Annotated in this window: 20 protein-coding genes, 1 tRNA gene and 1 pseudogene; 12 read left to right on the top strand and 10 right to left on the bottom strand. The window is 67.7% G+C overall.

Going from position 1 to position 22,284, the window contains the following annotated elements; translation table 11 throughout:
- Positions 1–166: 166 nt before the first annotated feature.
- Complete coding sequence (gene fdxA / locus AC5P9F_RS08145; protein WP_005409054.1) at positions 167–490, bottom strand: ferredoxin FdxA; 324 nt, start codon at positions 488–490, stop codon at positions 167–169.
- A 192-nt stretch (positions 491–682) separates the two neighbouring features.
- On the opposite strand from fdxA, the gene AC5P9F_RS08140 reads away from it, so the two are divergent.
- On the top strand, positions 683–2,107 hold the full coding sequence (locus tag AC5P9F_RS08140; protein WP_099498282.1) for a sugar porter family MFS transporter: 1,425 nt from the start codon (positions 683–685) through the stop codon (positions 2,105–2,107).
- A gap of 323 nt (positions 2,108–2,430) precedes the next feature.
- On the opposite strand, the gene AC5P9F_RS08135 is transcribed toward AC5P9F_RS08140, so the two are convergent.
- Positions 2,431–2,505, bottom strand: a tRNA-Glu gene (locus AC5P9F_RS08135).
- A 52-nt stretch (positions 2,506–2,557) separates the two neighbouring features.
- On the opposite strand from AC5P9F_RS08135, the gene pcnB reads away from it, so the two are divergent.
- The 7 genes and pseudogenes from pcnB (at position 2,558) to pgi (ending at position 8,654) form a co-directional block, all read left to right on the top strand.
- Positions 2,558–3,937: a polynucleotide adenylyltransferase PcnB gene (gene pcnB, locus AC5P9F_RS08130; RefSeq protein ID WP_032965757.1), complete on the top strand. Its 1,380-nt coding sequence runs from the start codon at positions 2,558–2,560 to the stop codon at positions 3,935–3,937.
- 3 nt (positions 3,938–3,940) lie between these two features.
- The gene (folK, locus tag AC5P9F_RS08125; RefSeq protein ID WP_099498283.1) at positions 3,941–4,426 is read left to right on the top strand and encodes a 2-amino-4-hydroxy-6-hydroxymethyldihydropteridine diphosphokinase; all 486 of its coding nucleotides are present in this window, start codon (positions 3,941–3,943) and stop codon (positions 4,424–4,426) included.
- Between the two features lie 34 nt (positions 4,427–4,460).
- On the top strand, positions 4,461–5,276 hold the full coding sequence (gene panB, locus AC5P9F_RS08120) for a 3-methyl-2-oxobutanoate hydroxymethyltransferase (protein WP_059033996.1): 816 nt from the start codon (positions 4,461–4,463) through the stop codon (positions 5,274–5,276).
- Entirely contained in the window at positions 5,273–6,112 is an 840-nt protein-coding gene (gene panC, locus AC5P9F_RS08115; protein WP_059033998.1) for a pantoate--beta-alanine ligase, read from the top strand. The genes panB and panC overlap by 4 nt, the downstream gene beginning before the upstream one ends.
- A gap of 66 nt (positions 6,113–6,178) precedes the next feature.
- Positions 6,179–6,675: pseudogene (locus AC5P9F_RS08110) on the top strand (hypothetical protein).
- An 87-nt stretch (positions 6,676–6,762) separates the two neighbouring features.
- Positions 6,763–7,143 (top strand): aspartate 1-decarboxylase, encoded by a 381-nt coding sequence (panD, locus tag AC5P9F_RS08105; protein WP_005409061.1) that lies wholly within the window; start codon positions 6,763–6,765, stop codon positions 7,141–7,143.
- Positions 7,140–8,654: a glucose-6-phosphate isomerase gene (pgi, locus tag AC5P9F_RS08100; protein ID WP_099498284.1), complete on the top strand. Its 1,515-nt coding sequence runs from the start codon at positions 7,140–7,142 to the stop codon at positions 8,652–8,654. The genes panD and pgi overlap by 4 nt, the downstream gene beginning before the upstream one ends.
- Positions 8,655–8,792: 138 nt before the next feature.
- Here the strand turns inward: pgi and AC5P9F_RS08095 are convergent, their stop codons facing one another.
- Both AC5P9F_RS08095 and AC5P9F_RS08090 read right to left on the bottom strand, forming a co-directional pair.
- Positions 8,793–9,356, bottom strand: coding sequence for a response regulator transcription factor (locus AC5P9F_RS08095; RefSeq protein ID WP_005409063.1), 564 nt, complete (start codon positions 9,354–9,356; stop codon positions 8,793–8,795).
- On the bottom strand, positions 9,353–10,579 hold the full coding sequence (locus AC5P9F_RS08090) for an ATP-binding protein (protein WP_005412965.1): 1,227 nt from the start codon (positions 10,577–10,579) through the stop codon (positions 9,353–9,355). The genes AC5P9F_RS08095 and AC5P9F_RS08090 overlap by 4 nt, the downstream gene beginning before the upstream one ends.
- A gap of 114 nt (positions 10,580–10,693) precedes the next feature.
- Here AC5P9F_RS08090 and ispG point away from each other — a divergent pair, with 114 nt between their 5' ends.
- The 3 genes from ispG (at position 10,694) to AC5P9F_RS08075 (ending at position 13,537) form a co-directional block, all read left to right on the top strand.
- Positions 10,694–11,959: a flavodoxin-dependent (E)-4-hydroxy-3-methylbut-2-enyl-diphosphate synthase gene (ispG, locus tag AC5P9F_RS08085; RefSeq protein ID WP_049402624.1), complete on the top strand. Its 1,266-nt coding sequence runs from the start codon at positions 10,694–10,696 to the stop codon at positions 11,957–11,959.
- Entirely contained in the window at positions 11,940–12,689 is a 750-nt protein-coding gene (locus tag AC5P9F_RS08080) for a phosphatase PAP2 family protein (RefSeq protein WP_099498285.1), read from the top strand. The genes ispG and AC5P9F_RS08080 overlap by 20 nt, the downstream gene beginning before the upstream one ends.
- Before the next feature lie 200 nt (positions 12,690–12,889).
- Complete coding sequence (locus tag AC5P9F_RS08075) at positions 12,890–13,537, top strand: response regulator (protein ID WP_005409067.1); 648 nt, start codon at positions 12,890–12,892, stop codon at positions 13,535–13,537.
- A 295-nt stretch (positions 13,538–13,832) separates the two neighbouring features.
- On the opposite strand, the gene eda is transcribed toward AC5P9F_RS08075, so the two are convergent.
- The 5 genes from eda to zwf form a co-directional block, all read right to left on the bottom strand.
- On the bottom strand, positions 13,833–14,492 hold the full coding sequence (eda, locus tag AC5P9F_RS08070) for a bifunctional 4-hydroxy-2-oxoglutarate aldolase/2-dehydro-3-deoxy-phosphogluconate aldolase (protein WP_005409068.1): 660 nt from the start codon (positions 14,490–14,492) through the stop codon (positions 13,833–13,835).
- Between the two features lie 206 nt (positions 14,493–14,698).
- Positions 14,699–16,615 (bottom strand): phosphogluconate dehydratase, encoded by a 1,917-nt coding sequence (edd, locus tag AC5P9F_RS08065; RefSeq protein ID WP_099498286.1) that lies wholly within the window; start codon positions 16,613–16,615, stop codon positions 14,699–14,701.
- Between the two features lie 58 nt (positions 16,616–16,673).
- Positions 16,674–17,396 carry a 6-phosphogluconolactonase gene (gene pgl, locus AC5P9F_RS08060; protein ID WP_099498287.1) on the bottom strand — a complete coding sequence of 241 codons (723 nt, stop codon included), beginning with the start codon at positions 17,394–17,396 and terminating at the stop codon, positions 16,674–16,676.
- Positions 17,393–18,400 (bottom strand): glucokinase, encoded by a 1,008-nt coding sequence (glk, locus tag AC5P9F_RS08055; RefSeq protein WP_005412971.1) that lies wholly within the window; start codon positions 18,398–18,400, stop codon positions 17,393–17,395. Before glk ends, pgl begins: the two co-directional genes overlap by 4 nt.
- On the bottom strand, positions 18,397–19,833 hold the full coding sequence (zwf, locus tag AC5P9F_RS08050) for a glucose-6-phosphate dehydrogenase (protein WP_005409072.1): 1,437 nt from the start codon (positions 19,831–19,833) through the stop codon (positions 18,397–18,399). The genes glk and zwf overlap by 4 nt, the downstream gene beginning before the upstream one ends.
- A gap of 352 nt (positions 19,834–20,185) precedes the next feature.
- Between zwf and AC5P9F_RS08045 the strand changes: the two genes are divergently transcribed.
- Positions 20,186–21,268, top strand: coding sequence for an ABC transporter ATP-binding protein (locus AC5P9F_RS08045; RefSeq protein WP_099498288.1), 1,083 nt, complete (start codon positions 20,186–20,188; stop codon positions 21,266–21,268).
- A gap of 124 nt (positions 21,269–21,392) precedes the next feature.
- Here the strand turns inward: AC5P9F_RS08045 and ygfZ are convergent, their stop codons facing one another.
- Positions 21,393–22,268 (bottom strand): CAF17-like 4Fe-4S cluster assembly/insertion protein YgfZ, encoded by an 876-nt coding sequence (gene ygfZ / locus AC5P9F_RS08040; protein ID WP_099484521.1) that lies wholly within the window; start codon positions 22,266–22,268, stop codon positions 21,393–21,395.
- Between the last annotated feature and the right edge of the window lie 16 nt (positions 22,269–22,284).

Raw genomic sequence — 22,284 nt, 5'->3', positions numbered from 1 at the left:
TGACCTTGGTCGGCGCTTCTGTGCCAACCAAGGTTGGCACCTACCGGATCGCAAGGTTGGCATGCCGGATCGCAAGGCTGGCATGCCGGATCTTGCGGTTGGCGTTCACCGGAAAACAGAAAAGGGCGCCCGTGGGCGCCCTTTTCGTTGCCGCCGTGGGCGCTTCTCAGCGCTCCAGCAGCTTCAGCTTGTCCGGCTTGCCATCCCATTCGCCGGCGTCGGCGGGCGGGTCCTTGCGCACGGTCAGCACCGGCCACTCCTTCGCCAGCTCGGCGTTGAGGGCGACGAAGCCTTCCTGGCCGGCGGGGACATCGTCCTCCGGGAAGATCGCATTGACCGGGCACTCCGGCTCGCAGAGGGTGCAGTCGATGCACTCATCCGGGTCGATCACCAGGAAGTTCGGGCCTTCGTGGAAGCAATCCACGGGGCACACTTCCACGCAATCGGTGTGTTTGCACTTGATGCAGTTTTCGGTGACGACAAAGGGCATGGGCTGGGGGTGGATCGATTCCTGAACCCGCCAATTCTAGAACAGGTTGGCCCCCGCTGTCGGCGCGGGGCGGAAATCGGGCGTCTGGCAGGCGCGGCCGTGGCAGTCATTGGCGGCAGGGCGGGGCCTGTGCGACGCTGCGGGTCAGCCGGCTGCGTCGGGTGGCCGGCCCCCTTCCCAGCAGGATCGTCAATGTCGCCAGCCAAGCCCAGCATCGCACCCCATGGCGGTGAGAACACTGCATTCATCGTCCTGATCAGCTGCGTGGCCACGCTCGGTGGATTCCTGTTCGGCTTCGACAGTGGTGTCATCAATGGCACGGTCGATGGCCTGCGCCAGGCCTTCAATTCCAGCGAGGCGGCGCTCGGTTTCGAAGTCGCCTCGATGCTGCTGGGCTGCGCGATCGGTGCGTTCCTGGCCGGCTGGCTGGGCGACCGCCTGGGACGCCGCGGCGTCCTGATCGTGTCGGCGCTGATGTTCCTGGTTTCGGCGCTGGGCGCCGGCGCAGCCCACGCCTCGTGGCTGTTCATCGCGGCCCGCGTGCTGGGCGGCTTTGCAGTAGGGGCGGCCAGCGTGATGTCGCCGGCCTACATCGCCGAGGTGGCGTCGGCGCGCTATCGCGGGCGCCTGGCCACAGTGCAGCAGATGGCGATCATCTGCGGCCTGTTCGCGGCGTTCCTCAGCAACTACCTGCTGGCCCGCGCCGCCGGGGCGTCGACCGAGCCGTTGTGGCTGGGTCATGAGGCCTGGCGCTGGATGTTCTGGATGCAGGCGCTGCCGTCGGGGCTGTTCCTGCTGTTGTTGCTGGTGATTCCGGAAAGCCCGCGCTTCCTGGTCCTGAAGGGGCGCCAGCAGCAGGCGAGGGCGGTGCTCGCGCGGCTGTACGGTGATACCGCGGCGGCGGCCAAGCAGGCCGAGATCGAAACCAGCCTGGCCCAGGACCAGCACAAGCCGCGCTTCGGCGACCTGCGCAACAAGGCCACCGGCAAGCTGCGCCCGATCCTCTGGGTGGGTATCGGCCTGGCCATGTTCCAGCAGCTGGTCGGCATCAATGTGGTGTTCTACTACGGCGCGGTGCTGTGGCAGGCGGTGGGCTTCTCGGAAAGCGACGCGCTGCTGATCAATGTGTTGTCCGGCGCACTGAGCATCGGCGCCTGCCTGCTGACGGTGCTGTTGATCGACCGCATCGGGCGCAAGCCGCTGCTGTGGATCGGCTCGGTCGGCATGTCGGTGGCGCTGGTGCTGATGGTGGTCGCGTTCGCCAGTGGAAGCCTGGCCGACGGTCGCCTGCAGCTGTCCGACGGCATGGGCCGGCTGGCGCTGGTCGCGGCCAATGTCTACGTGGTGTTCTTCAACATGTCCTGGGGCCCGGTGATGTGGGTGATGCTGGGCGAGATGTTCCCCAACCAGATCCGCGGCCCGGCGCTGGCGGTGGCGGGTGCGGCGCAATGGACCTCGAACTTCGCGATCACCGTGACCTTCCCGATGCTGCTGGCCGGCATCGGCCTGGCCGGCGCCTATGGCATCTACGCGGTCGCGGCGATCCTCTCGATTGTCTTCGTGGTCCGCTACGTACGCGAGACCAAGGGCAAGGAGCTGGAGCAGATGGAAGGCTGACGGCGACTGGCTTCGGTTGCGTTCCGTTGGCGCCTGCTTGTCCAGAGTGTGAGAGGGCGGCCTGCCCCTCCTGACAGTTCATGGTGCGTGCGGATGCGGCGAAGCGCTGGTCGGTTGTTGCCGCAGCTCGCGGGAAACCGTCCAGAGCCGGTGGGGTCACCCAGGGCAGGACCGTTGGCGCCATGGATGGCGCCATCGAGCCCCCATGGATGGGTTTACGGCGTGTCCTGCCCTGGGTGACCCCACCGGCTCAAGCCGATTGCAGGCCCGGAAAACAGAAAAGCCCGCACAAGGCGGGCTTTTTCGGTTCCTGCTGCAGCGACTGGCGCTCCCTAGGGGACTCGAACCCCTGTTTTAGCCTTGAGAGGGCCACGTCCTAACCACTAGACGAAGGGAGCGTAACTGTGTCGCTGCCGAGGCAGGAGCGCTAGTATATGCACCTCGATGCCATTGGGCAATCCCGAAACTTCAACCGGAAGCGCCAACATCATTTCCTCTGCTACATCACCGTTCAGCCTGCGCGTCATCCCGCGCGACCAGCACACGATCTCCCGCAAGGACATCAGCCCGAACGCCCTGCGCGTGCTTTATCGCCTGCGCGATGCCGGCTTCGGCGCCTACCTTGTCGGCGGCGCGGTGCGCGACCTGCTGGTCAATGGCCAACCCAAGGATTTCGACGTGGCCACCGACGCCACGCCCGAACAGGTCAAGCAGCTGTTCCGCAACTGCCGCCTGATCGGCCGCCGTTTCCGCCTCGCCCACGTTGTGTTCGGCCGCGAGATCATCGAAGTCGCCACCTTCCGCGCCAACAGCGATGACGGTAGTGGCGACCGCGAGATGGAAAACGGCATGCTTGTGCGCGACAACGTGTACGGCACCATCGAAGACGACGCCGTCCGCCGCGACTTCACCTGCAACGCCCTGTACTACGCCATCGAGGATTTCTCGGTGCGTGACTACACCGGCGGCTTCGAAGACGTGCAGGCGCGCCTGATGAAGCTCATCGGCGACCCGGTGCAGCGCTACCAGGAAGACCCGGTGCGCATGCTGCGCGCCGTGCGCCTGGCGGCCAAGCTCGGCTTCCAGATCGAAGAGGGCACCGCCGCGCCGATCCCGCAGCTGGCTGGCCTGCTCAACGAAGCCGCGCCGGCACGCCTGTTCGAGGAAGTGCTGAAGCTGTTCCTGTCCGGGCACGGCGTGGCCAGCTTCGAAGGCCTGGAGCGCTACGGTCTGCTCGACGTGCTGTTCCCGGAAAGCGCCAGGGCGTTGAAGTCCAACCGCACCGGCGCGCTGCGCCGCATGCTGGTCGAGGGCCTGGCCAATACCGATGCCCGCGTGGCCAACGACGAGCCGGTCTCGCCGGCGTTCCTGTTCGCGCTGTTGCTGTGGCCGGCGTTCTGCCGCGCCCAGGCGACCCTGCTCAAGCAGGGCGTGGCGCCGGAAGAGGCGCAGCGTCGTGCCGCCGACCGCGTCACCGTGCAGCAGCTGAGCACCATCGCGCTGCCGCGCCGCTTCTCGCTGCCGATGCAGGAAATCTGGCTGCTGCAGTCGCGTTTCAGCTCGCGCCAGCGCAAGCGCGTGTTCCGCACGCTCACCCATCCGCGCTTCCGCGCCGCGTTCGACTTCCTCAGCCTGCGCCAGGTGGCCTCGGCCGAGCACGCTGCCGATGTTGAATTCTGGCGCGAGGCACAGGCCCAGTCGGGCCGCGAGCTGGAATCTTCGCTGGACGCGATGCACAGCGAAGAGGGCGATGACGAGAACGGAGCACCGCGCAAGCGTCGCCGTCGTCGCCGCCGCCCGGGGGCCTCGGCCGGTGCAGCTGGCGAATAAGCAATGATGCCAGCGTGGATCGGCCTCGGCGCCAACCTCGGCGATGCGGCCACGACTGTCGGCGCGGCGATCACTGCGCTGGACGGCCTGCCCGGGACCCGCGTGCTGCAGGCCTCGCGCCTGTACGCAACGCCGGCCTGGGGCAATGAAGACCAGTCACCGTTCGTCAACGCGGTGGCCGCGGTCGAAACGTCACTGGCAGCCGATGAACTGCTGCAGGCGATGCTGGCGCTGGAGCAGCGCTTTGGTCGCGTGCGCGATCCGGCGGTGCACTGGGGGCCGCGCGCGCTGGACCTGGACCTGCTGCTGTATGGCGCGCAGGTGCTCGACCAGCCCGGCCTGCAGGTGCCGCACCCCTACATGCACGAGCGTGCCTTCGTGCTGGTGCCGCTGGCCGAAATCGCGCCAGATCTGGCCATCCCCGGCCATGGCCGCGTGCGGGATGCAGTGATGCGGGTGGATGCCTGCGGGATCGCGCCGATAGGGTGATAATGCCCGGGTTATCTCCCCCGGTTATCAGCACATGAGCACCCACGCAGACAGCAAGCCCTGGACCGTTCCCGCCCTGGCCGAGGCCAAGCGCAATGGCCAGAAGCTGGTCATGTTGACCGCCTACGACGCTGGCTTTGCCCGCACCTTCGATGCCAATGGTGTCGACCTGATCCTGATTGGCGATTCGCTGGGCATGGTCGTGCAGGGCCATGATTCGACCCTGCCGGTGACCGTGGCCGACATGGTCTACCACACCCGCGCCGTGGCCCGTGTGCTGCAGCGCGCGCTGCTGGTGGCCGATCTGCCGTTCGGCGCCGATGCCACTCCGGAGCGCGCGCTGGATGCTTCGCTGCAGCTGCTGCAGGCCGGTGCCGAGATGGTCAAGATCGAAGGTGCCGGCTTCAAGGTCGACATCATCCGCTACCTGGTTGAGCGTGAGATTCCGGTCTGTGCGCATCTGGGCCTGACCCCGCAATCGGTGCTGCGCCTGGGCGGCTTCAAGATCCAGGGCCGCGGCGATGCCGCCCGCCAGCTGGTCGACGATGCCAAGGCCGTGGCCGCGGCCGGTGCCAGCATCATGGTGCTCGAATGCGTGCCGACCCCGGTCGCCGCGGAAGTGACCGCCGCGGTGGATGTGCCGACCATCGGCATCGGTGCCGGCCCGCAGTGCGACGGCCAGGTGCTGGTGCTGCACGACTTCCTCGGCCTGGACAGCGGCCATCGCCGTCCCAAGTTCGTCAAGGACTTCCTTGCCGAAGGCGGTTCGGTGGCCGGTGCCACCCGCGCCTACGCCGACGCCGTGCGCGACGGCAGCTTCCCCGACGAACAGCACGCCTACGCCCAATGATCCAGACCTTCAACGAACTCGGCGCACTGCGCGCGCAGATCGCCCAGTGGAAGCAGGACGGCCTGCGCGTGGCGCTGGTGCCGACCATGGGCAACCTGCATGGCGGCCACCATTCGCTGGTGGCGCTGGCCCGCCAGTACGCCGACAAGGTGGTGGCGAGCATTTTCGTCAATCCGACCCAGTTCGGCCCCAACGAGGATTTCAATCGCTACCCGCGCACGCCCGAGGCCGACGTGGCCGGACTGGAGCAGGCCGGCTGCGACGCGGTGTGGCTGCCCAGCGTCGAGGTGATGTACCCGCTGGGCGTGGACAAGACCACGCAGATGCATGCGCCGGGTGTCAGTGAGGTGCTGGAAGGCGCCAGCCGGCCGGGCCACTTCGATGGCGTCTGCACCGTGGTGGCGCGCCTGTTCCTGCAGGTGCAGCCGGACGTGGCCGTGTTCGGCCGCAAGGACTACCAGCAGCTGGCGGTGATCCGGCAGATGGTGGCTGAGCTGTCGTTCCCGATCCAGATCGTCGGCGCGGACATCGTGCGCGACGAGGATGGCCTGGCCAAGAGTTCGCGCAACCAGTACCTGAGCGCCGAACAGCGCCCGGTCGCGACCACCATCCACCGCACCCTGCTGGGCATGCGCGAAGGCTACGTGGCCGGGCAGGCGCGTGATCGCATCGAGGCCGACGCCACGGCGGCATTGCAGGCGGCCGGTTTCCAGGTTGACTATGCGGTGCTGCGCACCCCGGAGCTGGCCGAGCCGACGTTCGATGGCGGTGGCCGCGTAGCGCTGATCGCCGCGCGCCTGGGCTCCACCCGCCTGATCGACAACCTGGAGTTCTGAGCCGCATGCGGCCCGGGGGCGCCCACAATGGGCGCCTCGCACCTTCCCATGGACGGGAGAACGGCAATGAAGACACCCTCCACTGACGCTGGTCGGCTTGCGCAGGCGTTGATCCTGGCCGTGCTGGCTGCCGGCATGCTGCCGGCGCAGCTGTTTGGCGGCCTGTTGTTCGCGCTTGAATTCAGGCGCACGCCGATGCCCGCGCTCACCGGCGGTGGACTGATGTTCGGGCTGGGCGTCTGCAGCGCCATCGCGGTGTTCCTGCCGATGGCGCTGCTCCCGCGATCTCGGCGGCCCCTGCGCCGGACCCGCTTCGTACTTGCAGGGGCTGCTCTGGGCGCGCTGGCCATGGCCATCCATGAGTGGCCGGGCGCGATCCATGTGCCGCTGCTGCAGCGCCTGCGCTATGTCGATACATTCGATGTGATCAGCTATGGGCTGACGGTGTTGGCTGCAGGGGGCCTGGGCCTGGCCTCCGGCTGGCCTTCCATACGGTGTTCAGGCTGTCACTGCAGGGCGGTGCCGTCCATGCCACGGCGCCGCCGCCGGGCGAGGGCGCCTGAACGGCCTTCAGCGTCCTGCCGCAGGCCCCTGACGACGGCCAAGCGGGTGCTAGAATCCGCTCTTTCCTTTGCCGTTGCAGCGCCCCCATGCACCTGTCCCTGCTCAAGACCAAGATCCACCGCGCCACCGTCACCCATTCCGAGCTGAACTACGAAGGCTCGATCGCCATCGATGACAACCTGCTGGCTGCCACCGGCATCCGCGAGTTCGAGCAGGTGCACATCTGGGACGTGACCAACGGTGCGCGCTTCTCGACCTATGCCATCCGCGCCGAAGCCGGCAGCGGCGTTGTCTCGCTCAACGGTGGCGCCGCGCGCCACGTGCAGGTCGGTGACATCATCATCATTGCCGCGTTCGCCAGCATGACCGAGCAGGAAGCCGACAGCTTCAAGCCGAAGCTGGTGTACGTTGATGGCAAGAACCAGATCACCCACACCAACGACACGATCCCGACCCAGGCCGCATGACAACGAACAACGGATTCGACTCGCTGCATTCCCACGCCCAGCGCCTGAAGGGCGCAAGCATCCCCGGCCTGCTCGCCGCCGAACCCGGCCGCGTCCAGGACCTGGCGCTGAGGGTCGGTCCGTTGTACGTCAACTTCGCCCGGCAGAAATACGATGCCGCGGCGTTGCAGGCATTGCTGGCGCTGGCTGCCGACCGTGATGTCGGTGGTGCCATCACCCGCCTGTTCCGTGGCGAGCAGGTCAACCTGACCGAAGGTCGCGCCGCGCTGCACACCGCACTGCGCGGCGACGTGGTCGATGCGCCGGTGGCGGCCGAGGCCTATGCCACCGCGCGCGAGATCCGCCAGCGCATGGGCGTGCTGGTGCGCGCGCTGGAAGACAGTGGCGTGACCGATGTAGTCAGTGTCGGCATCGGTGGTTCCGACCTTGGCCCGCGCCTGGTCGCCGACGCGCTGCGTCCGGTCAGCGGTGCGCGCCTGCGCGTGCATTTCGTATCGAACGTGGACGGCGCGGCCATGCAGCGTACGCTGGCCACGCTGGATCCGGCCAAGACCGCCGGCATCCTGATCTCCAAGACCTTCGGCACCCAGGAAACCCTGCTCAATGGCCAGATCCTGCACGACTGGCTGGGGGGCAGCGATCGCCTGTACGCGGTCAGTGCCAATCCGGAACGTGCCGCCAAGGCCTTTGCCATCGCCGCCGATCGTGTGCTGCCGATGTGGGATTGGGTCGGCGGCCGCTATTCGCTGTGGTCTGCGGTCGGTTTCCCGATCGCGCTGGCGATCGGCTTCGAGCGCTTTGAACAGCTGCTGGAAGGTGCTGCGCAGATGGATGCGCATGCGCTGGATGCACCGCTGGAGCGCAACCTGCCGGTGCTGCACGGCCTGACCGACCTCTGGAACCGCAACCTGCTGGGCCATGCCACGCATGCGGTGATGACCTACGACCAGCGCCTGGCGCTGTTGCCGGCCTACCTGCAGCAGCTGGTGATGGAAAGCCTGGGCAAGCGTGTGCAGCGTGATGGCCAGCCGGTCACCACCGATACCGTGCCGGTGTGGTGGGGAGGCGCGGGCACCGATGTGCAGCACAGCTTCTTCCAGGCACTGCACCAGGGCACCAGCATCGTTCCGGCCGACTTCATCGGCTGCGTGCACAACGACGATCCCTACACGATCAATCATCAGACCCTGCTGGCCAATCTGCTGGCGCAGACCGAAGCACTGGCCAATGGCCAGGGCAGCGACGACCCGCACCGTGATTACCCGGGCGGCCGCCCGAGCACGCTGATCCTGCTCGACGCGCTGACCCCGCAGGCGCTGGGTGCGCTGATCGCCATGTACGAACACGCCGTGTACGTACAGTCGGTGATCTGGAACATCAACGCCTTCGACCAGTTCGGTGTCGAACTGGGCAAGCAGCTGGCCAGCGGCCTGCTGCCGGCGCTGCAGGGCGAGGATGTGGCCGTTGCCGACCCGATGACCCGCGAGATCCTTGCGCAGCTGAAGGGCTGAGGCTCTGGTAGTGCCGGCCGCTGGCCGGCAACCTCATGAACGATTGAAGCATCACCTGGATGCCGGCCAGCGGCCGGCACTACCGGAGCGGACGGGTTGCCGGCCAGCGGCCGGCACTACCATGAAGGGCGTGGTGCCTCAGCGGCTCGGGTCGCGTTCCGGGCTGGGCCGCTTGGCCAGCTTGCGCTGCAGCGAGCGCCGGTGCATGCCGAGCAGGCGCGCGGCTGCCGACACGTTGCCGCCGGTCTCGTGCATCGCCTGCTGGATGTGTTCCCACTGCAGGCGGCTGATCGGTGTCATCGCGTCGGGCACTTCCATTTCGCCATCGTCGGCCGGGCCGTCATCCTCCTCGCCCAAAGCGCGAAGGATCATCGGTACCGTGGCTGGCTTGGGCAGGTAATCGTCCGCACCGAGCTTGATCGCTTCCACCGCAGTGGCGATGCTGGCGTAGCCGGTCACCAGCAGGATGCGCATGTCCGCGCGCAGCGCACGCAGCGGCTGGATCAGCGCCAGGCCGGAATCGCTGCCCAGCTTCAGGTCGATCAGGGCGAACGCGGGTGGGTGCTGGCGGGCCAGTGCCAGCGCGCTGGCGGCATCCTGCGCGGTCTGCGTTTCAAGCCCCTTGCGGGCCAGGCTGCGCTGCAGGGTGCGCAGGTACAGTTCGTCGTCGTCGACCAGCAGGCCGAGGGTTGAGGCGCTCATGGGGTTTCCTCGCGTGGGGCCAGCGGCAGGCGGAAGCCGACGCGGCTGCCGGCCCCCTGGGCCGGGCGCATCCACATCTCGCCGTCGAGGCGTTCGATCGTGGCATGGGACAGGGCCAGGCCGACCCCCATGCCTTCACTCTTGCTGCTGCCGAACAGCTTGCCCGGCAGCACCGCGGCGCGCGCGTTGAAGCCGTGGCCGTAGTCGCGTACTTCGCCGATCAGATCGTCGCCTTCGATGCGCAGGTCCAGGTCCACGCGCGGCCGGCCGGCCTGTTCGCCGGCATCGGCGGCATTGTTGAGCAGGACCATCAGCAGGTGGCCCACGCCCGGGTCGAGCGGCAGCCGCAGCGGCGCATCGTCGTTGCGGTGCAGGTCGATGGTCGGTCGCACCAGGCGCCATTGCTCCAGCACCTGCTGCGCGCTGGAATGGCTGCGTCCGGGCGCATCGGCCGAGGCCGGTGCGGCCAGCGCCAGCACGCGCTCACGGCACTGCACCAGCAGCTCGCGCAGGGTTTCCATGTCCTCGCGCACTTCCGGCTCTTCACTGCGTTCGGCCACGTCGTCGGCGAGCAGGGTCATGGTTGCCAGCGGCGTGTTCAGCTCATGCGCCACCGAGGCGGCATGGGTGGCCAGAGCGACGATGCCCTCGTTGCGGGCGAAGCGTTCGCGCAGGGCCGAGAGTTCCAGTTCGCGCTGGCGCAGCGCCAGCGCCAGGCGGGTGGAGAAGGCCAGTACGACCGCCGCGGAAATCAGGAAATTGGCGACCACGCCCCAGCGGTTGAGGTCCTGCGCGCGGAAATAGCCGTCCGGCAGGGGCTGGCCGAAGATGCCGCTGGCGGCGTAGCCGAGCAGGCAGGCCAGCGCGACCGCCAGCGCCCAGCGCAGGGGCAGGGCGAACGCGGCCAGTGCGATCAGGATCAGGAACAGCGAGCTGAACGGATTGGCCATGCCACCGCTCCAGCCGACCATCCAGGTCAGGATGATCACGTCCACCAGAATGTGGCCGAATGCAGTCAGCGGTGCGGTGTCGGCCGCTTCCGGGCGCAGCTGGGTATAGATGTTGAACAGGGCCAGCACCGCCACGCCGGCCCACAGCGGCAGCTGCGGCAACGGCAGCCCCAGCACCCAGGTGGCGACCAGGATGGTGGCGGCCTGGCCGCCTACTGCAAGCCAGCGCAGGCTGCACAGGGTTCGGAGAAACGGGGCGTCGGGACCGGTCATTCACGCTCATCGTATGCGTTCGCGCGTGACCGTGCCTGCGACAATCGGCCGCAGCCGTGCCGCCGGCTGAATGCGAGTCACCCCGAATGCAGGGCCGGGCGGTAGAATGCGCCCATGCACGACGCCGTCACCCGCCCGACTCCGCCCTCCGATGCCACTGCCTGGCCGCGCCGCCAGACCCATGCCGTCCAGATCGGCGGAGTCACCGTGGGCGGAGGCAAGCCGGTGGTGGTGCAGTCGATGACCAACACCGACACCTCCGACGTCGCCTCCAGCGTGAAGCAGGTGGCCGAGTTGTGGCGTGCCGGTTCGGAGATGGTGCGGCTGACCGTCAATACCGTGGAAGCCGCTGCGGCGATCCCGCGCATTGTCGACAAGCTGGCGATGATGGGTATCGACGTGCCGCTGATCGGCGATTTCCACTACAACGGCCACCAGCTGCTGACCGCCGAACCGGCATGTGCCGAAGCACTGGCCAAGTACCGCATCAACCCGGGCAACGTCGGCTTCGGCAAGAAGAAGGATCTGCAGTTCGCCCAGCTGATCGAATTCGCCATCCGTTACAACAAGCCGGTGCGCATCGGCGCCAACTGGGGATCGCTGGACCAGGCCCTGGCGGCGAAGCTGATGGACGAGAACAACCTGCGCGAACAGCCCTGGGACGCCGGCCGCGTGCTGCGCGAGGCGCTGATCCGCTCGGCGCTGGATTCGGCCGAGCAGGCGGTGGAGCTGGGCCTGCCGCGCGATCGCATCGTGCTGTCGGCCAAGGTCAGTGGCGTGCAGGAGCTGATCGCGGTGTACCGCGACCTGGCGCAGCGCTCCGACTTCGCCCTGCACCTGGGCCTGACCGAGGCCGGTATCGGCAGCAAGGGCATCGTGGCATCGTCCGCGGCGCTGGGCGTGCTGCTGCAGGAAGGCATCGGTGACACCATCCGCATCTCGCTGACCCCGGAGCCGGGCCAGTCGCGCACGCAGGAAGTGATCGTCGCCCAGGAACTGCTGCAGACCACCGGCCAGCGTGCCTTCACGCCGCTGGTCACGGCCTGCCCGGGCTGCGGCCGTACCACCTCCGAGTTCTTCCAGGAGCTGGCCAAGGTGGTGCAGAACCACGTGCGCGAGAAGATGCCGCTGTGGAAGGTCCACCACCCGGGGGCGGAGAACATGACCCTGGCGGTGATGGGCTGCATCGTCAACGGGCCGGGCGAATCGCGTCACGCCAACATCGGCATCTCGCTGCCGGGCACGGGTGAGACGCCTGCGGCGCCGGTGTTCGTCGATGGTGAGAAGAAGGTGACCCTGCGTGGCGACAACATCGCCCAGGAGTTCGTCGCTCTGATCGACGATTACGTCGAACACACGTATGTCCGAAGCGCCGGATAAGCCTGCGATCCTCGCCGCACCGGAGTCAGCCTCCGGCTTCCGCCACTGGATGGCGCGCAACGCCTGGCGCCTGGTCCTGTTGTTCGGTGGCGTGCTGCTGCCGTTGGCAGGCTTTGTTGCCCTGGCGGACGAAGTGCACGAGTTTGAATCGTTCCATTTCGACGCGCCCCTGCTGTGGCAGATGCATGGCCTGCATTCGCCGTGGCTGGACCGCTTCTTCGTGCTCATCTCGAAACTGGGCTACGAGTGGTTCCTGATCCCGGCCGACGTGCTGATCATCGGCGTGCTGCTGGGCTACCGGCGCTGGCGCGAGGCGACCTTCGTCGCGGTCAGCTTCGTAGGGTCGGCGCTGCTGAACATGGGCAGCAAGCAGTTCTTCCAGCGGCAGCGCCCCAGCCTGTGGGAATCGATCGCGCCGGAATCGACGTTCAGCTTCCCCAGCGGGCATGCGATGGGTTCGATGACCCTTGCCATGACCTTGGTACTGCTCGCCTGGAACACCCGTTGGCGCTGGCCGGTACTGATGCTGGCACCCGCGTTCAGCCTGCTGGTAAGCGTGTCGCGGGTCTATCTGGGGGTGCATTACCCCTCCGACATCCTGGCCGGATGGTGTGCCGCGCTGGTTTGGGTGGTAGGGTGCTATCTGGTCATGTTCAGTCGCCGGCACCCTTGGCGACGTCACGGCCCGCCGCCAGCGAAGGCCAGCGAAGCACCAACACAGGGGGTTTGACGTGGATGGCCCTTGAGGGACGTCTACGTGATAGATCAGTTGTTTCGTTGCAGCAGGTTCTGCAAGACAGGGGGCAAGCACAACGCGCGGTACTGTGATGCGCAAGGCAGATCGCCGATGCCGCATTCCGGACGCGCTTGCAGGGTATCGGCACCCTGCCTAGCTTGACCTGCAATGGCCGCATTCGAAGAGGTACATGAATGACGATTCGAGTCTACCTGGTGGATGACCACGCGCTGGTCCGCACCGGTATGAAGATGATTCTGTCGGGGGAAACCGACATCGAGGTGGTGGGCGAAGCCGAGACCGGCGAAGACGCGCTGCGTGAAGTCCGCCAGCTGCTGCCGGATGTGGTGCTGTGCGACCTGCACCTGCCGGGCGTGAGCGGCATGGAAGTGACCGAGCGCATCGTCCGCAGCCACCGCAATACCCGCGTGGTGATCGTGTCGGTACTGGAAGACGGCCCGCTGCCCAAGCGCCTGCTCGAAGCCGGTGCGGCCGGTTACATCGGCAAGGGCTGCGATGCGCAGGAACTGCTGCGTGCGGTGCGTGATGTGGCGGCCGGTCGTCGCTACCTGGGCACCAGCATCGCGCAGAATCTGGCGCTGTCGACAGTGGAAGGCAATGGTTCGCCGTTCGACAACCTGTCGCCGCGCGAGCTTGAGGTGGCGCTGTTGCTGACCCAGGGCCTGCGCCAGGAAGACATCGCGCGGCGCCTGAGCCTGAGTGCGAAGACGGTGAACACGCACAAGGCGCGGTTGTTCGAGAAAATGGGGATCCACGACAACATCGCGCTGGCGCGGATGGCCAGCCAGTACGGGTTGGTGGATCCGGCACGGCCGCTGTAAGGGGTTCGGCCAACGGCTGAGCCCCTCGCGGTGGTGGTTCGGTTGGATTCTGGGGGATGGTCGGGCGGATGGGTTGAGCAGGGGACGCTGCAAGTACGTCCCTGTAAGCTCGGTCGCCGCATCCATGCGGCTCACGCCCCTGCACAACCCATCCGCCCGGCCACGGACAGTTTCCGTGCGCGTCCACCGCGGAATGAAGAAGGAAGAGCGGGAGCGGGTCGCGCGCTTTGCGCGCTCGTAGCTTGGAGTCGAATCCCTTTCCCGACGGGAAAGGGCTCTGACCCCGATCCTCTTGTCAGTGGCCGCGAACGCGCTGGATGATCTTCGCGGCGTCAGCGGCGCTGGCGCGCACCTTGTCCCATTCGCCATTGGCGATCCAGTTGCCCGGCACCATCCACGAGCCACCAATGCAGACCACGTTCTTCTGTTCGAGGTACTCGGCGGCGGTGTTTTCGGTGATGCCGCCGGTAGGGCACAGCTTGAGATCGGCGACCGGGCCGGCCAGGCCCTTGATCATCGCCAGCCCGCCCACGGCCGTGGCCGGGAACAGCTTGCACACGCGGAAGCCGCGGGCGTAGAGCGACAGCAGCTCGGTCGGGGTGGCCGCACCCGGCACCACCGGCAGCGGTGCAGCGGCCAGTGCATCAGCCAGTGCCGGCGGCGTACCCGGGGTCACCAGGAAGTCCGCACCCGCATCGATCGACTGCTGCATCTGCTCCACGGTCAGCACCGTACCGGCACCCACCACCACGTCCGGCAGCTCGCGCTTGAGCATCGCCAATGCTTCCATCGCCACTGGCGTACGCAGGGTCAGCTCGATCGCCGGCAAACCACCTTCCAGCAGCGCCGCACTGACCGCCCGCGCCTGGTCCAGCGTATGAATCGTCACCACCGGCAGGATGCCCGCCGCACGCAACAGCTCCGCCGCCTTCACCTGATGTTGTTCGATACCCATGCTTTTGCCCTTGCCTTTTGCTCTTCTTGATTCAGTGGCCGCAGCGCAAATGACGCGCCGGGAATTGTCCAAGGGCAGTAGAGCGCCCTGGCCGGGACCGTGAGCGGCATGGATGCCGCGACCGAGCCCCCATGGATGGGTTTACGGCGTGTCCCGGCCAGGGCGCTCTACTGCCCAGGCCGGGAAGCCTGCCGCGGCTTTTCGCTTCAGGCGTCCTTCGCCTCATGCGGCGCCGCCGCCGCTGCGGCATCGTGCCCCAGCTCATATTCCGCGTCGTACTCCCACGGCCCGCCATCAGCCGCCGCCGGCCCGCACGAAATCGAAATCGCGCCCTGGTCGGCCGGACCCACCACGCGACGGTTGATCGCGAACAGGTTGCGGCCCAGGTCATGCGCGGCAGGCGCGGTGTTCGGCGCCAGCGGGCGCGCGGCCCATTCGGCCGCGTCCACCAGCACTTCCAGCGTGCCAGCCTCGCCATCAAGGCGGATCATGTCGCCCTCGCGGACCTTGGCCAGCGGACCGCCGCGTGCCGCTTCCGGCGTCACGTGGATCGCCGCCGGAATCTTGCCCGAGGCGCCGGACAGGCGACCGTCGGTGACCAGCGCCACGCGCCGGCCCTGGTTCTGCAACAGGCCCAGCAGCGGCGCCAGCGAATGCAGTTCGGGCATGCCGTTGGCACGCGGGCCCTGGTAACGCACCACCGCCACGAAATGCTGGGGCAGCAGGCCACCGGCGTGCAGCTTGTTCAGCACCTGCGGTGCATCGACCACCACGGCCGGCGCTTCGATCGTGCGGTACTGCGGCTTTACCGCCGACAGCTTGATCAGCGACTTGCCGAGGTTGCCGCGCAGCAGGCGCAGGCCGCCCTGGTGCTCGAACGGATTGTCGACGCCACGCACCACTTCGTCATCGGCGCTGCGTTCCAGGCCCGGCAGATAGACCAGCTGGCCATCGCGCAGCTGCGGTTCGCGTGCGTAGTCGGCCATGCCGCCGCGCGCCACGCTGACCAGATCGCCGTGCATCAGGCCCGCCTTGATCAGCTCGCCGAACACGAACGCCGGGCCGCCAGCGGCCGCGAAGCGGTTCACGTCGGCCTCGCCGTTCGGATAGACGCGGGCCAGCAGCGGAATCAGCTGCGACAGTTCGTCGAAGTCGTCCCAGGTCAGCACGATTCCGGCGGCACGCGCCACCGCGATCCAGTGGATGGTGTGGTTGGTCGAACCGCCGGTGGCCATCAGCGCGATGACCGCGTTGATGATCGCGCGCTCGTCGATGATCCGGCCCAGCGGACGGAAGTCGTCGCCCAGTGCGGTGATGTCCAGTGCACGTTCGGTCGCTTCGCGGGTCAGCGCGTCGCGCAGCGGCGTGCCCGGATTGACGAACGACGCGCCCGGCAGCTGCACGCCCATCGCTTCCAGCAGCACCTGGTTGGAATTGGCGGTGCCGTAGAAGGTGCAGGTGCCGGCGCCGTGGTATGAGGCGGACTCGGCTTCCAGCAGCTCTTCGCGGGTGGCTTCGCCGGCGGCGTAGCGCTCGCGCACTTCCGCCTTCTGCTTGTTGGGGATGCCCGGGGTCATCGGGCCGGCCGGCACGAACACCGCCGGCAGGTGGCCGAAGGCCAGCGCACCGATCAGCAGGCCGGGCACGATCTTGTCGCACACGCCGAGGTAGACGGTGCTGTCGAACATATCGTGGCTGAGCCCGATCGCGGTCGCCTGCGCGATCACATCGCGCGAGAACAGCGACAGTTCCATGCCGCCGCGGCCCTGGGTGACGCCGTCGCACATCGCCGGCACACCGCCGGCCACCTGTGCCGTAGCACCGAGCTCGCGGGCGATCTCGCGGATCTGCTCGGGATAGGTCTCGAACGGCTGGTGCGCCGAGAGCATGTCGTTGTAGGCGGTGATGATGCCCAGGTTCGGCGTCACGCCGCCGCGCAGGCGGCTCTTGTCGGTGCCGCCACAGGCGGCGAATCCGTGGGCGAGGTTGCCGCAGCTCAGGCGGCTGCGGAACGGGCCTTCGCGCAGGGAGGCGTCGATCGCGGCCAGGTAGGCGGCACGCGAGGCGGCGCTGCGGCGGATGACACGCTCAGTGATGGCTTGCAGTTGCGGATGGAGGCTCATTGGCTACCGGCGTTCAAGGTGGCGAGAGGCAAGCGGCGGCAGGGCGCCGCCGCCGACATCAATCAGCCCAGTGGACGCGCAGGCGCGCGCCTTCCAGGTTGATCGCGTTGAGGATCGGGTACTGCTGGGGGTCGTTGCTGTCCAACGCCTGGCGCAGCACCTGCAGCTTCTGCTTGCCGCGCAGCAGCAGCAGGCGCTGGCGGCATTGGCGCAGCCCATGCGGGGTCAGGGTGATGCGCAGCGGCCACTGGTTCGCGCCCGGGCAGCCGGTGGCATCCAGCGCCGCGTAGGGCAGGGTGCTTTCCAGTGCGCGGGCCAGGTCCTTCGAGCCGGGGAACAGCGAGGCGGTGTGGCCGTCGTTGCCCATGCCCAGTGCCACCAGGCTCGGCGGCTGGCTGTGCTGGGCCTGCAGGTTGGCGCTGTAGACGCATTCGGGCAGCGGCTTGCCGATGCGCACCAGCGGATCAAAATGGGCACCCTCGGCACGCTTGAGCAGGTGCTCGCGCACCAGCCATGCGTTGCTGTCGCGATCCTGCGGCGACAGCCAGCGCTCGTCGGCCAGGCTCACTTCAACCCGGTCCCAGTGCACGTCCAGTTCGGCCAGCGCCTGGTAGACCGGTGCCGGCGTGGTGCCGCCGGACAACAGGATGCGGGCGCGGCCCACTTCGTTGATGTCGTGGTTGAGGGTCTGCGCCATCTCGGCGGCTACCGCTTCGATCCAGCCGTCGGCATCGCCGTGGTGGATGAACTCGACGCGGTCGTCGTGGAAGGTGGGGCTCATGCGGCAACTCCAGGTGCGTCACGTTCGGCATCGGCGGCATAGGCGGCGGCGCCCAGCAGTCCGGCATGGGGATGCATCACGGCCAGCGACGGCACCCGCGCCATGATCGAAGAGAACCGCCCCTTGTGTTCGAAGCGCTGGCGGAACCCGGAGTGCTGCAGCGAATCGAGCATCTTCGGGGTCAGTCCACCGGTGAGGAACACGCCGTCCCAGGCGCCCTGGGTCAGTACCAGGTCGCCGGCAATGGCGCCGAACACGGCGCAGAACACATCGACGGTGCGCATTGCCTGCGGATCGCCATGCAGGGCGCGGGCGGTCACGTCCACCGGCTGCAGCTGGCCCGGGTCGATACCGGCCATCTCGCACACCGCGCGATGGATGTTGACCAGGCCGGGGCCACAGATCAGGCGCTCATTGGAGACGCGGCCGAATTGCTCGGACAGGATCTCCAGGATGCGGATCTCCTCCGGCGTTCCCGGCGGGAAGCTGACATGGCCGCCTTCGGTTTCCAGCGGGTAGCAGCGGCCGTGGCGCAGGATCAGGCCCCCGACGCCGAGCCCGGTACCGGGCCCGATCACCGCATAGTTGCGTGGCTGGCCCGGCTTGCCCGGGACCCAGGCGGCGCCACCGACCTGGACCACGTCCTCGGGTTGCAGCAGCGAGATCGCCATTGCCTGTGCGGCGAAGTCGTTGATCAGGTGCAGCTCGTCAAAACCAAGCATCGCCGCGGTGCGGCTGCGCGAGATCACCCACGGATGATTGGTGATGCGTGCCTCGTCACCGTCTACGCGGCCGGCCACCGCGAACACGCCGCGGCTGGCGGCTGCGCCGATCTGCTCAAGGTGATGGCGGGCGGCATCGCCAAGCGACGGGAACTCCGCCACTGCGTACTCGCGGATGCTCTCCTTCAGCAATGGCGCGTCCAGCGAGGTGTCGGCCAGGGCGAAGCGGGCGTTGGTGCCACCGATGTCGGCGACCAGCACCGGCTGCGAGTTGGCACTCATGCCGACGCCTCGCTGTCCGGTGCGTCCACGCCCTGCGGCAGGAACTCCGTTGCGTTGCTCGGGCCCCATTGGCCGGCGGGATAGGGTTCCAGCGGCAGCTTGGCCTCCTTCCAGGCGTCGGCCACGCTGTCGATCCACGCCCAGGCGGCGCGCACTTCGTCGTCACGCACGAACAAGGTGTGGTTGCCGTTGAACGCATCCAGGAACAGGCGTTCGTACGCGATGCGGCGATGCAGGCCGGTCGGCACCGACAGTTCCAGTTCCAGCGGATGCAGTTCCAGCGCGCCCCATTCCGGGCCGGCCAGGCTGCTCATCAGTCCCAGTTCGATGTTCTCCTGCGGCTGCAGCTGGAACACCAGGCGGTTCGGTGCGGCCTGGGCGCGCTGCGGGCGCTCGAACAGCCAGTGGGTGACCGGCTTCAGCGTGACCACCACGCGGGTGGTGCGCTCGGGCAGGCGCTTGCCGGTGACCAGGTGGAACGGCACGCCGCTCCAGCGCCAGTTGTCGATGTGCGCGGTGACGCCGGCGAAGGTTTCCACGTCGCTGCCTTCCGGCGGCTGGTAGGCCTGCGCCGGCTGGCCGTTGATGGTACCGGCGGTGTAGCGGCCGCGGATGCTGTCACGCGCGGCGTGCCTGGCATCAAGCGGACGCAGCGCGCGCAGCACCTTGACCTTCTCGTCGCGGATGCGATCGGCTTCCAGCGAGGCCGGCGGCTCCATCGCCACCATGCACAGCAGCTGCAGGATGTGGCTCTGCACCATGTCGCGCAGCGCGCCGGAGCGGGCGTAGTAGGCGTCGCGGCCATCCACGCCTTCGCTCTCGGCCACCAGGATGTGCACCGATTCGATGTAGTTGCGGTTCCATACCGCTTCCAGCAGCGTGTTACCGAAGCGCAGCGCGATCAGGTTCTGCACCGCCGCCTTGCCCAGGTAGTGGTCGAGACGGAACACACGGTCCTCGTCGATCCACTGGCCGATGGTGCTGATGATTTCCTCGGCGCTCTCGCTGTCGCTGCCGATCGGCTTCTCCAGCATCAGGCGTGCCGGCGCGGCGAGGGCGCCACCCTTGGCCAGGCCTTCGCAGGTGGAGATGTACAGGCCCGGCGGAATGGCTAGGTAGCTGACGCACTTGCGATGCACCAGATCGGAGACGGCGGCGGCGACCGAGTCGACGTCGCGCAGGTCGACCGAACGGTAGTCGATGCGGCGCAGCAGGCCGTTGATGTCGTCCTGCGAGGCCATCGGCATGGCCTGCTGCAGGCGCGGGCGCAGGATGTCATGGAAGGCTTCGGTGTCATGCCCGGACAATGCCAGTGCGCGGATGCGGAAGTCCTCCGGCAGCAGGCCGTCGCCAAGCAGGCGAAGCAGCGAAGGGAACAGGTAGCGCTGGGCCAGATCACCTGTGGCACCGAACAGGAAGAGGGTGTCGTGCATCGCTCGAGTTTCAGATCCGGGTGACATCGTTGTCAATCGCTTCATGGCTGGGTTCGGGGGACATCCGCGCAACTGCCTGTCCGAGGTTCGTTGGGGGCGTTCTCCGGGGCACCGGAAGACCGTTCCATTCGAAACCACTACCCCGGCGGAACCTTCGTTCAACCGCCGACGCAGATCGGTGCGCACCGATCATCGGATAGTGCCACGTGAAAACGTTTACATGGCAGAATGGGCAACTGTATTCGATTGCAGTGCTCGCCGTCATGCGGCAAGCGCGCAATCATCACTGCCATCGGGAGGGCCGAGGCAGTCCCAAAAGACAGCCCGGCTTCGGGCGGACCGGATAGGTGATATGGCAAAAGTGCAGTTGCAGGGTGTGCGCAAGGTCTATGACAACGGCCAGGTCGCGGTGAAGGACGCCACCTTCGAGGTCGCCGACGGCGAGCTGATGGTGCTGGTCGGTCCCTCCGGCTGTGGCAAGTCGACCCTGCTGCGGATGGTGGCTGGCCTGGAAGAGATCAGCGGTGGCACGCTGACCATCGGTGATCGCGTGGTCAACGATGTGGCGCCGAAGGATCGCGACATCGCGATGGTGTTCCAGAGCTACGCGCTGTACCCGCACATGACGGTGGCCGAGAACCTGGCCTTCGGCCTGAAGCTGCGCGGCCATGACAAGGCCACCATCGACAAGCGCATCGCCGAGGCGGCGCAGACGCTGGGCCTCACCGAGATGATGGACAAGCTGCCCAAGGCGATGTCCGGCGGCCAGCGCCAGCGTGTTGCGCTGGGCCGGGCGCTGGTGCGCGAGCCGGCGGTGTTCCTGCTTGACGAGCCGCTGTCCAATCTGGATGCCAAGCTGCGCCACAGCGTGCGTACCGAAATCGCGCAGCTGCACCGCAAGCTGGGCACCACCATGATCTACGTGACGCACGATCAGGTCGAGGCGATGACCCTGGGCCAGCGCATCGTGGTGCTGAAGGACGGCATCATCCAGCAGATCGATACGCCGATGGCGCTGTACGACCGTCCGGCCAATCTGTTCGTGGCCGGCTTCCTCGGCAGCCCGGCGATGAACGTGCTGCGCGGCACGCTGCAGGGCGATGCCAGCGGCGTGACCGTGGTCGACGGCGACTGGCGTGCACCGCTGGGCCAGGCCACGATCGATCCGGCGTGGCTGCAGAAGCCGATCGCGGTGGGCGTACGCCCGGAGCACCTGCAGCCGGCCAGCGCCGATGATGCGCTTGCGTTCACCGCGCGCATCGAAGGCATCGAGCCGGTCGGCAACGAGATCTTCGTCAACCTAAGCAGTGGCCAGCACGCGCTGACCATGCGCGTGGCGCCGCAGGCGCTGCCGGCGGTGGGCGAGCAGATCCGCGTGGCGATCCACCCGCAGGGCCTGCATTTCTTCAGCGCGGAAACCGGCGAGCGCCTGTAACGGGTAGTGCCGGCCGCTGGTCGGCAGCCTCAACCGTGCTTGGTTGCCGGCCAGCGGCCGGCACTACCATTTCAGGCGTGCGGACCAGCGGTCCGCACCCACCAGATGCGGTTTCCCAGCAGATTCAGCGCGCCAACCCATCCAGCAACGGCACGCGCTGCGCGATGGCATCACCCACCTGCAGGTCAGCATCACCCGCCTCCAGTGGCAGCACCGCCAGTGCCAGGTCGCCGGCCACGCAGGCGATCGTGCCCAGCGCCGCGCCGTCCTGCTGCACGCCATCGCCGGCCTGCGCCGGTGCCGCGGTATGCATCAGCTGCACCGCGCGCTTGGCCTTGCCGAGGAAGTGGGTGCGGGCGACGATTTCCTGGCCGGGATAGCAGCCCTTCTTCACGCTGTAGCCGTTCAGACGGTCCAGGCCCAGCTGCTGCGGGGTCCACACCTCGCGCTGGCCTTCTTCCAGCCGCGGCAGCCCGTAGCGCAGGTCGGCCTGGCGCCAGGCCAGGGCGAAAGCGGCCTCATCGGTTTCGCTGCCGGCCGCAAAGGCATCGGCGGCGCCGATGCGCAGGGTGCGCGGCAGGGCATCGCTGCCCAGGTCCAGTTCCCAGCCATCACCTGCGGCCTGCGCAATCGCGGCGCCGCTGGCGGCCTCGGGCGCAGTGAATGCCCCGGCCGCCGCCAGATCATCGCGCACCAGCACCTTCACCTTGCGGCGGAACACGAAGCGCTGCAGTTGCGACGCAATCGCATCGGCATCGCCATCCGCCAGCACCAGCATCAGGTGGTCGTCGGCCAACCGCAGCAGCTGGAACACCGCCAGGGTGCGGCCCTTGGCGCTCAACCAGGCACTCCACTGCCAGTGCAGCAGGGGCAGGGCGGTGACATCGCTGCTGAACTGGGCGTGGGCAAAGACAGCCGCATCCGGGCCCTGCAGGCTCAGCAGCTGGTGGCCGGGCAGGCGCGGATATCCGACGAAAGCAGGGGGCAGGTTGTCAGGCACGTGAACGAGGTCTAAA

This window comes from Stenotrophomonas sp. YJH_SMC_4 (assembly GCF_059371575.1).
Note: the sequence above shows the minus strand (reverse complement) of the source record. Positions and strands in the feature narration are given on the sequence as shown.

Excerpts from the sequence above, each read along its gene's own strand:
- fdxA (WP_005409054.1), bottom strand. The coding sequence starts at position 490 with ATGCCCTTTGTCGTCACCGAAAACTGCATCAAGTGCAAACACACCGAT.
- AC5P9F_RS08140 (WP_099498282.1), top strand. The coding sequence starts at position 683 with ATGTCGCCAGCCAAGCCCAGCATCGCACCCCATGGCGGTGAGAACACT.
- folK (WP_099498283.1), top strand. The coding sequence starts at position 3,941 with ATGATGCCAGCGTGGATCGGCCTCGGCGCCAACCTCGGCGATGCGGCC.
- panB (WP_059033996.1), top strand. The coding sequence starts at position 4,461 with ATGAGCACCCACGCAGACAGCAAGCCCTGGACCGTTCCCGCCCTGGCC.
- panC (WP_059033998.1), top strand. The coding sequence starts at position 5,273 with ATGATCCAGACCTTCAACGAACTCGGCGCACTGCGCGCGCAGATCGCC.
- panD (WP_005409061.1), top strand. The coding sequence starts at position 6,763 with ATGCACCTGTCCCTGCTCAAGACCAAGATCCACCGCGCCACCGTCACC.
- pgi (WP_099498284.1), top strand. The coding sequence starts at position 7,140 with ATGACAACGAACAACGGATTCGACTCGCTGCATTCCCACGCCCAGCGC.
- AC5P9F_RS08095 (WP_005409063.1), bottom strand. The coding sequence starts at position 9,356 with ATGAGCGCCTCAACCCTCGGCCTGCTGGTCGACGACGACGAACTGTAC.
- AC5P9F_RS08090 (WP_005412965.1), bottom strand. The coding sequence starts at position 10,579 with ATGACCGGTCCCGACGCCCCGTTTCTCCGAACCCTGTGCAGCCTGCGC.
- ispG (WP_049402624.1), top strand. The coding sequence starts at position 10,694 with ATGCACGACGCCGTCACCCGCCCGACTCCGCCCTCCGATGCCACTGCC.
- AC5P9F_RS08080 (WP_099498285.1), top strand. The coding sequence starts at position 11,940 with ATGTCCGAAGCGCCGGATAAGCCTGCGATCCTCGCCGCACCGGAGTCA.
- AC5P9F_RS08075 (WP_005409067.1), top strand. The coding sequence starts at position 12,890 with ATGACGATTCGAGTCTACCTGGTGGATGACCACGCGCTGGTCCGCACC.
- eda (WP_005409068.1), bottom strand. The coding sequence starts at position 14,492 with ATGGGTATCGAACAACATCAGGTGAAGGCGGCGGAGCTGTTGCGTGCG.
- edd (WP_099498286.1), bottom strand. The coding sequence starts at position 16,615 with ATGAGCCTCCATCCGCAACTGCAAGCCATCACTGAGCGTGTCATCCGC.
- pgl (WP_099498287.1), bottom strand. The coding sequence starts at position 17,396 with ATGAGCCCCACCTTCCACGACGACCGCGTCGAGTTCATCCACCACGGC.
- glk (WP_005412971.1), bottom strand. The coding sequence starts at position 18,400 with ATGAGTGCCAACTCGCAGCCGGTGCTGGTCGCCGACATCGGTGGCACC.
- zwf (WP_005409072.1), bottom strand. The coding sequence starts at position 19,833 with ATGCACGACACCCTCTTCCTGTTCGGTGCCACAGGTGATCTGGCCCAG.
- AC5P9F_RS08045 (WP_099498288.1), top strand. The coding sequence starts at position 20,186 with ATGGCAAAAGTGCAGTTGCAGGGTGTGCGCAAGGTCTATGACAACGGC.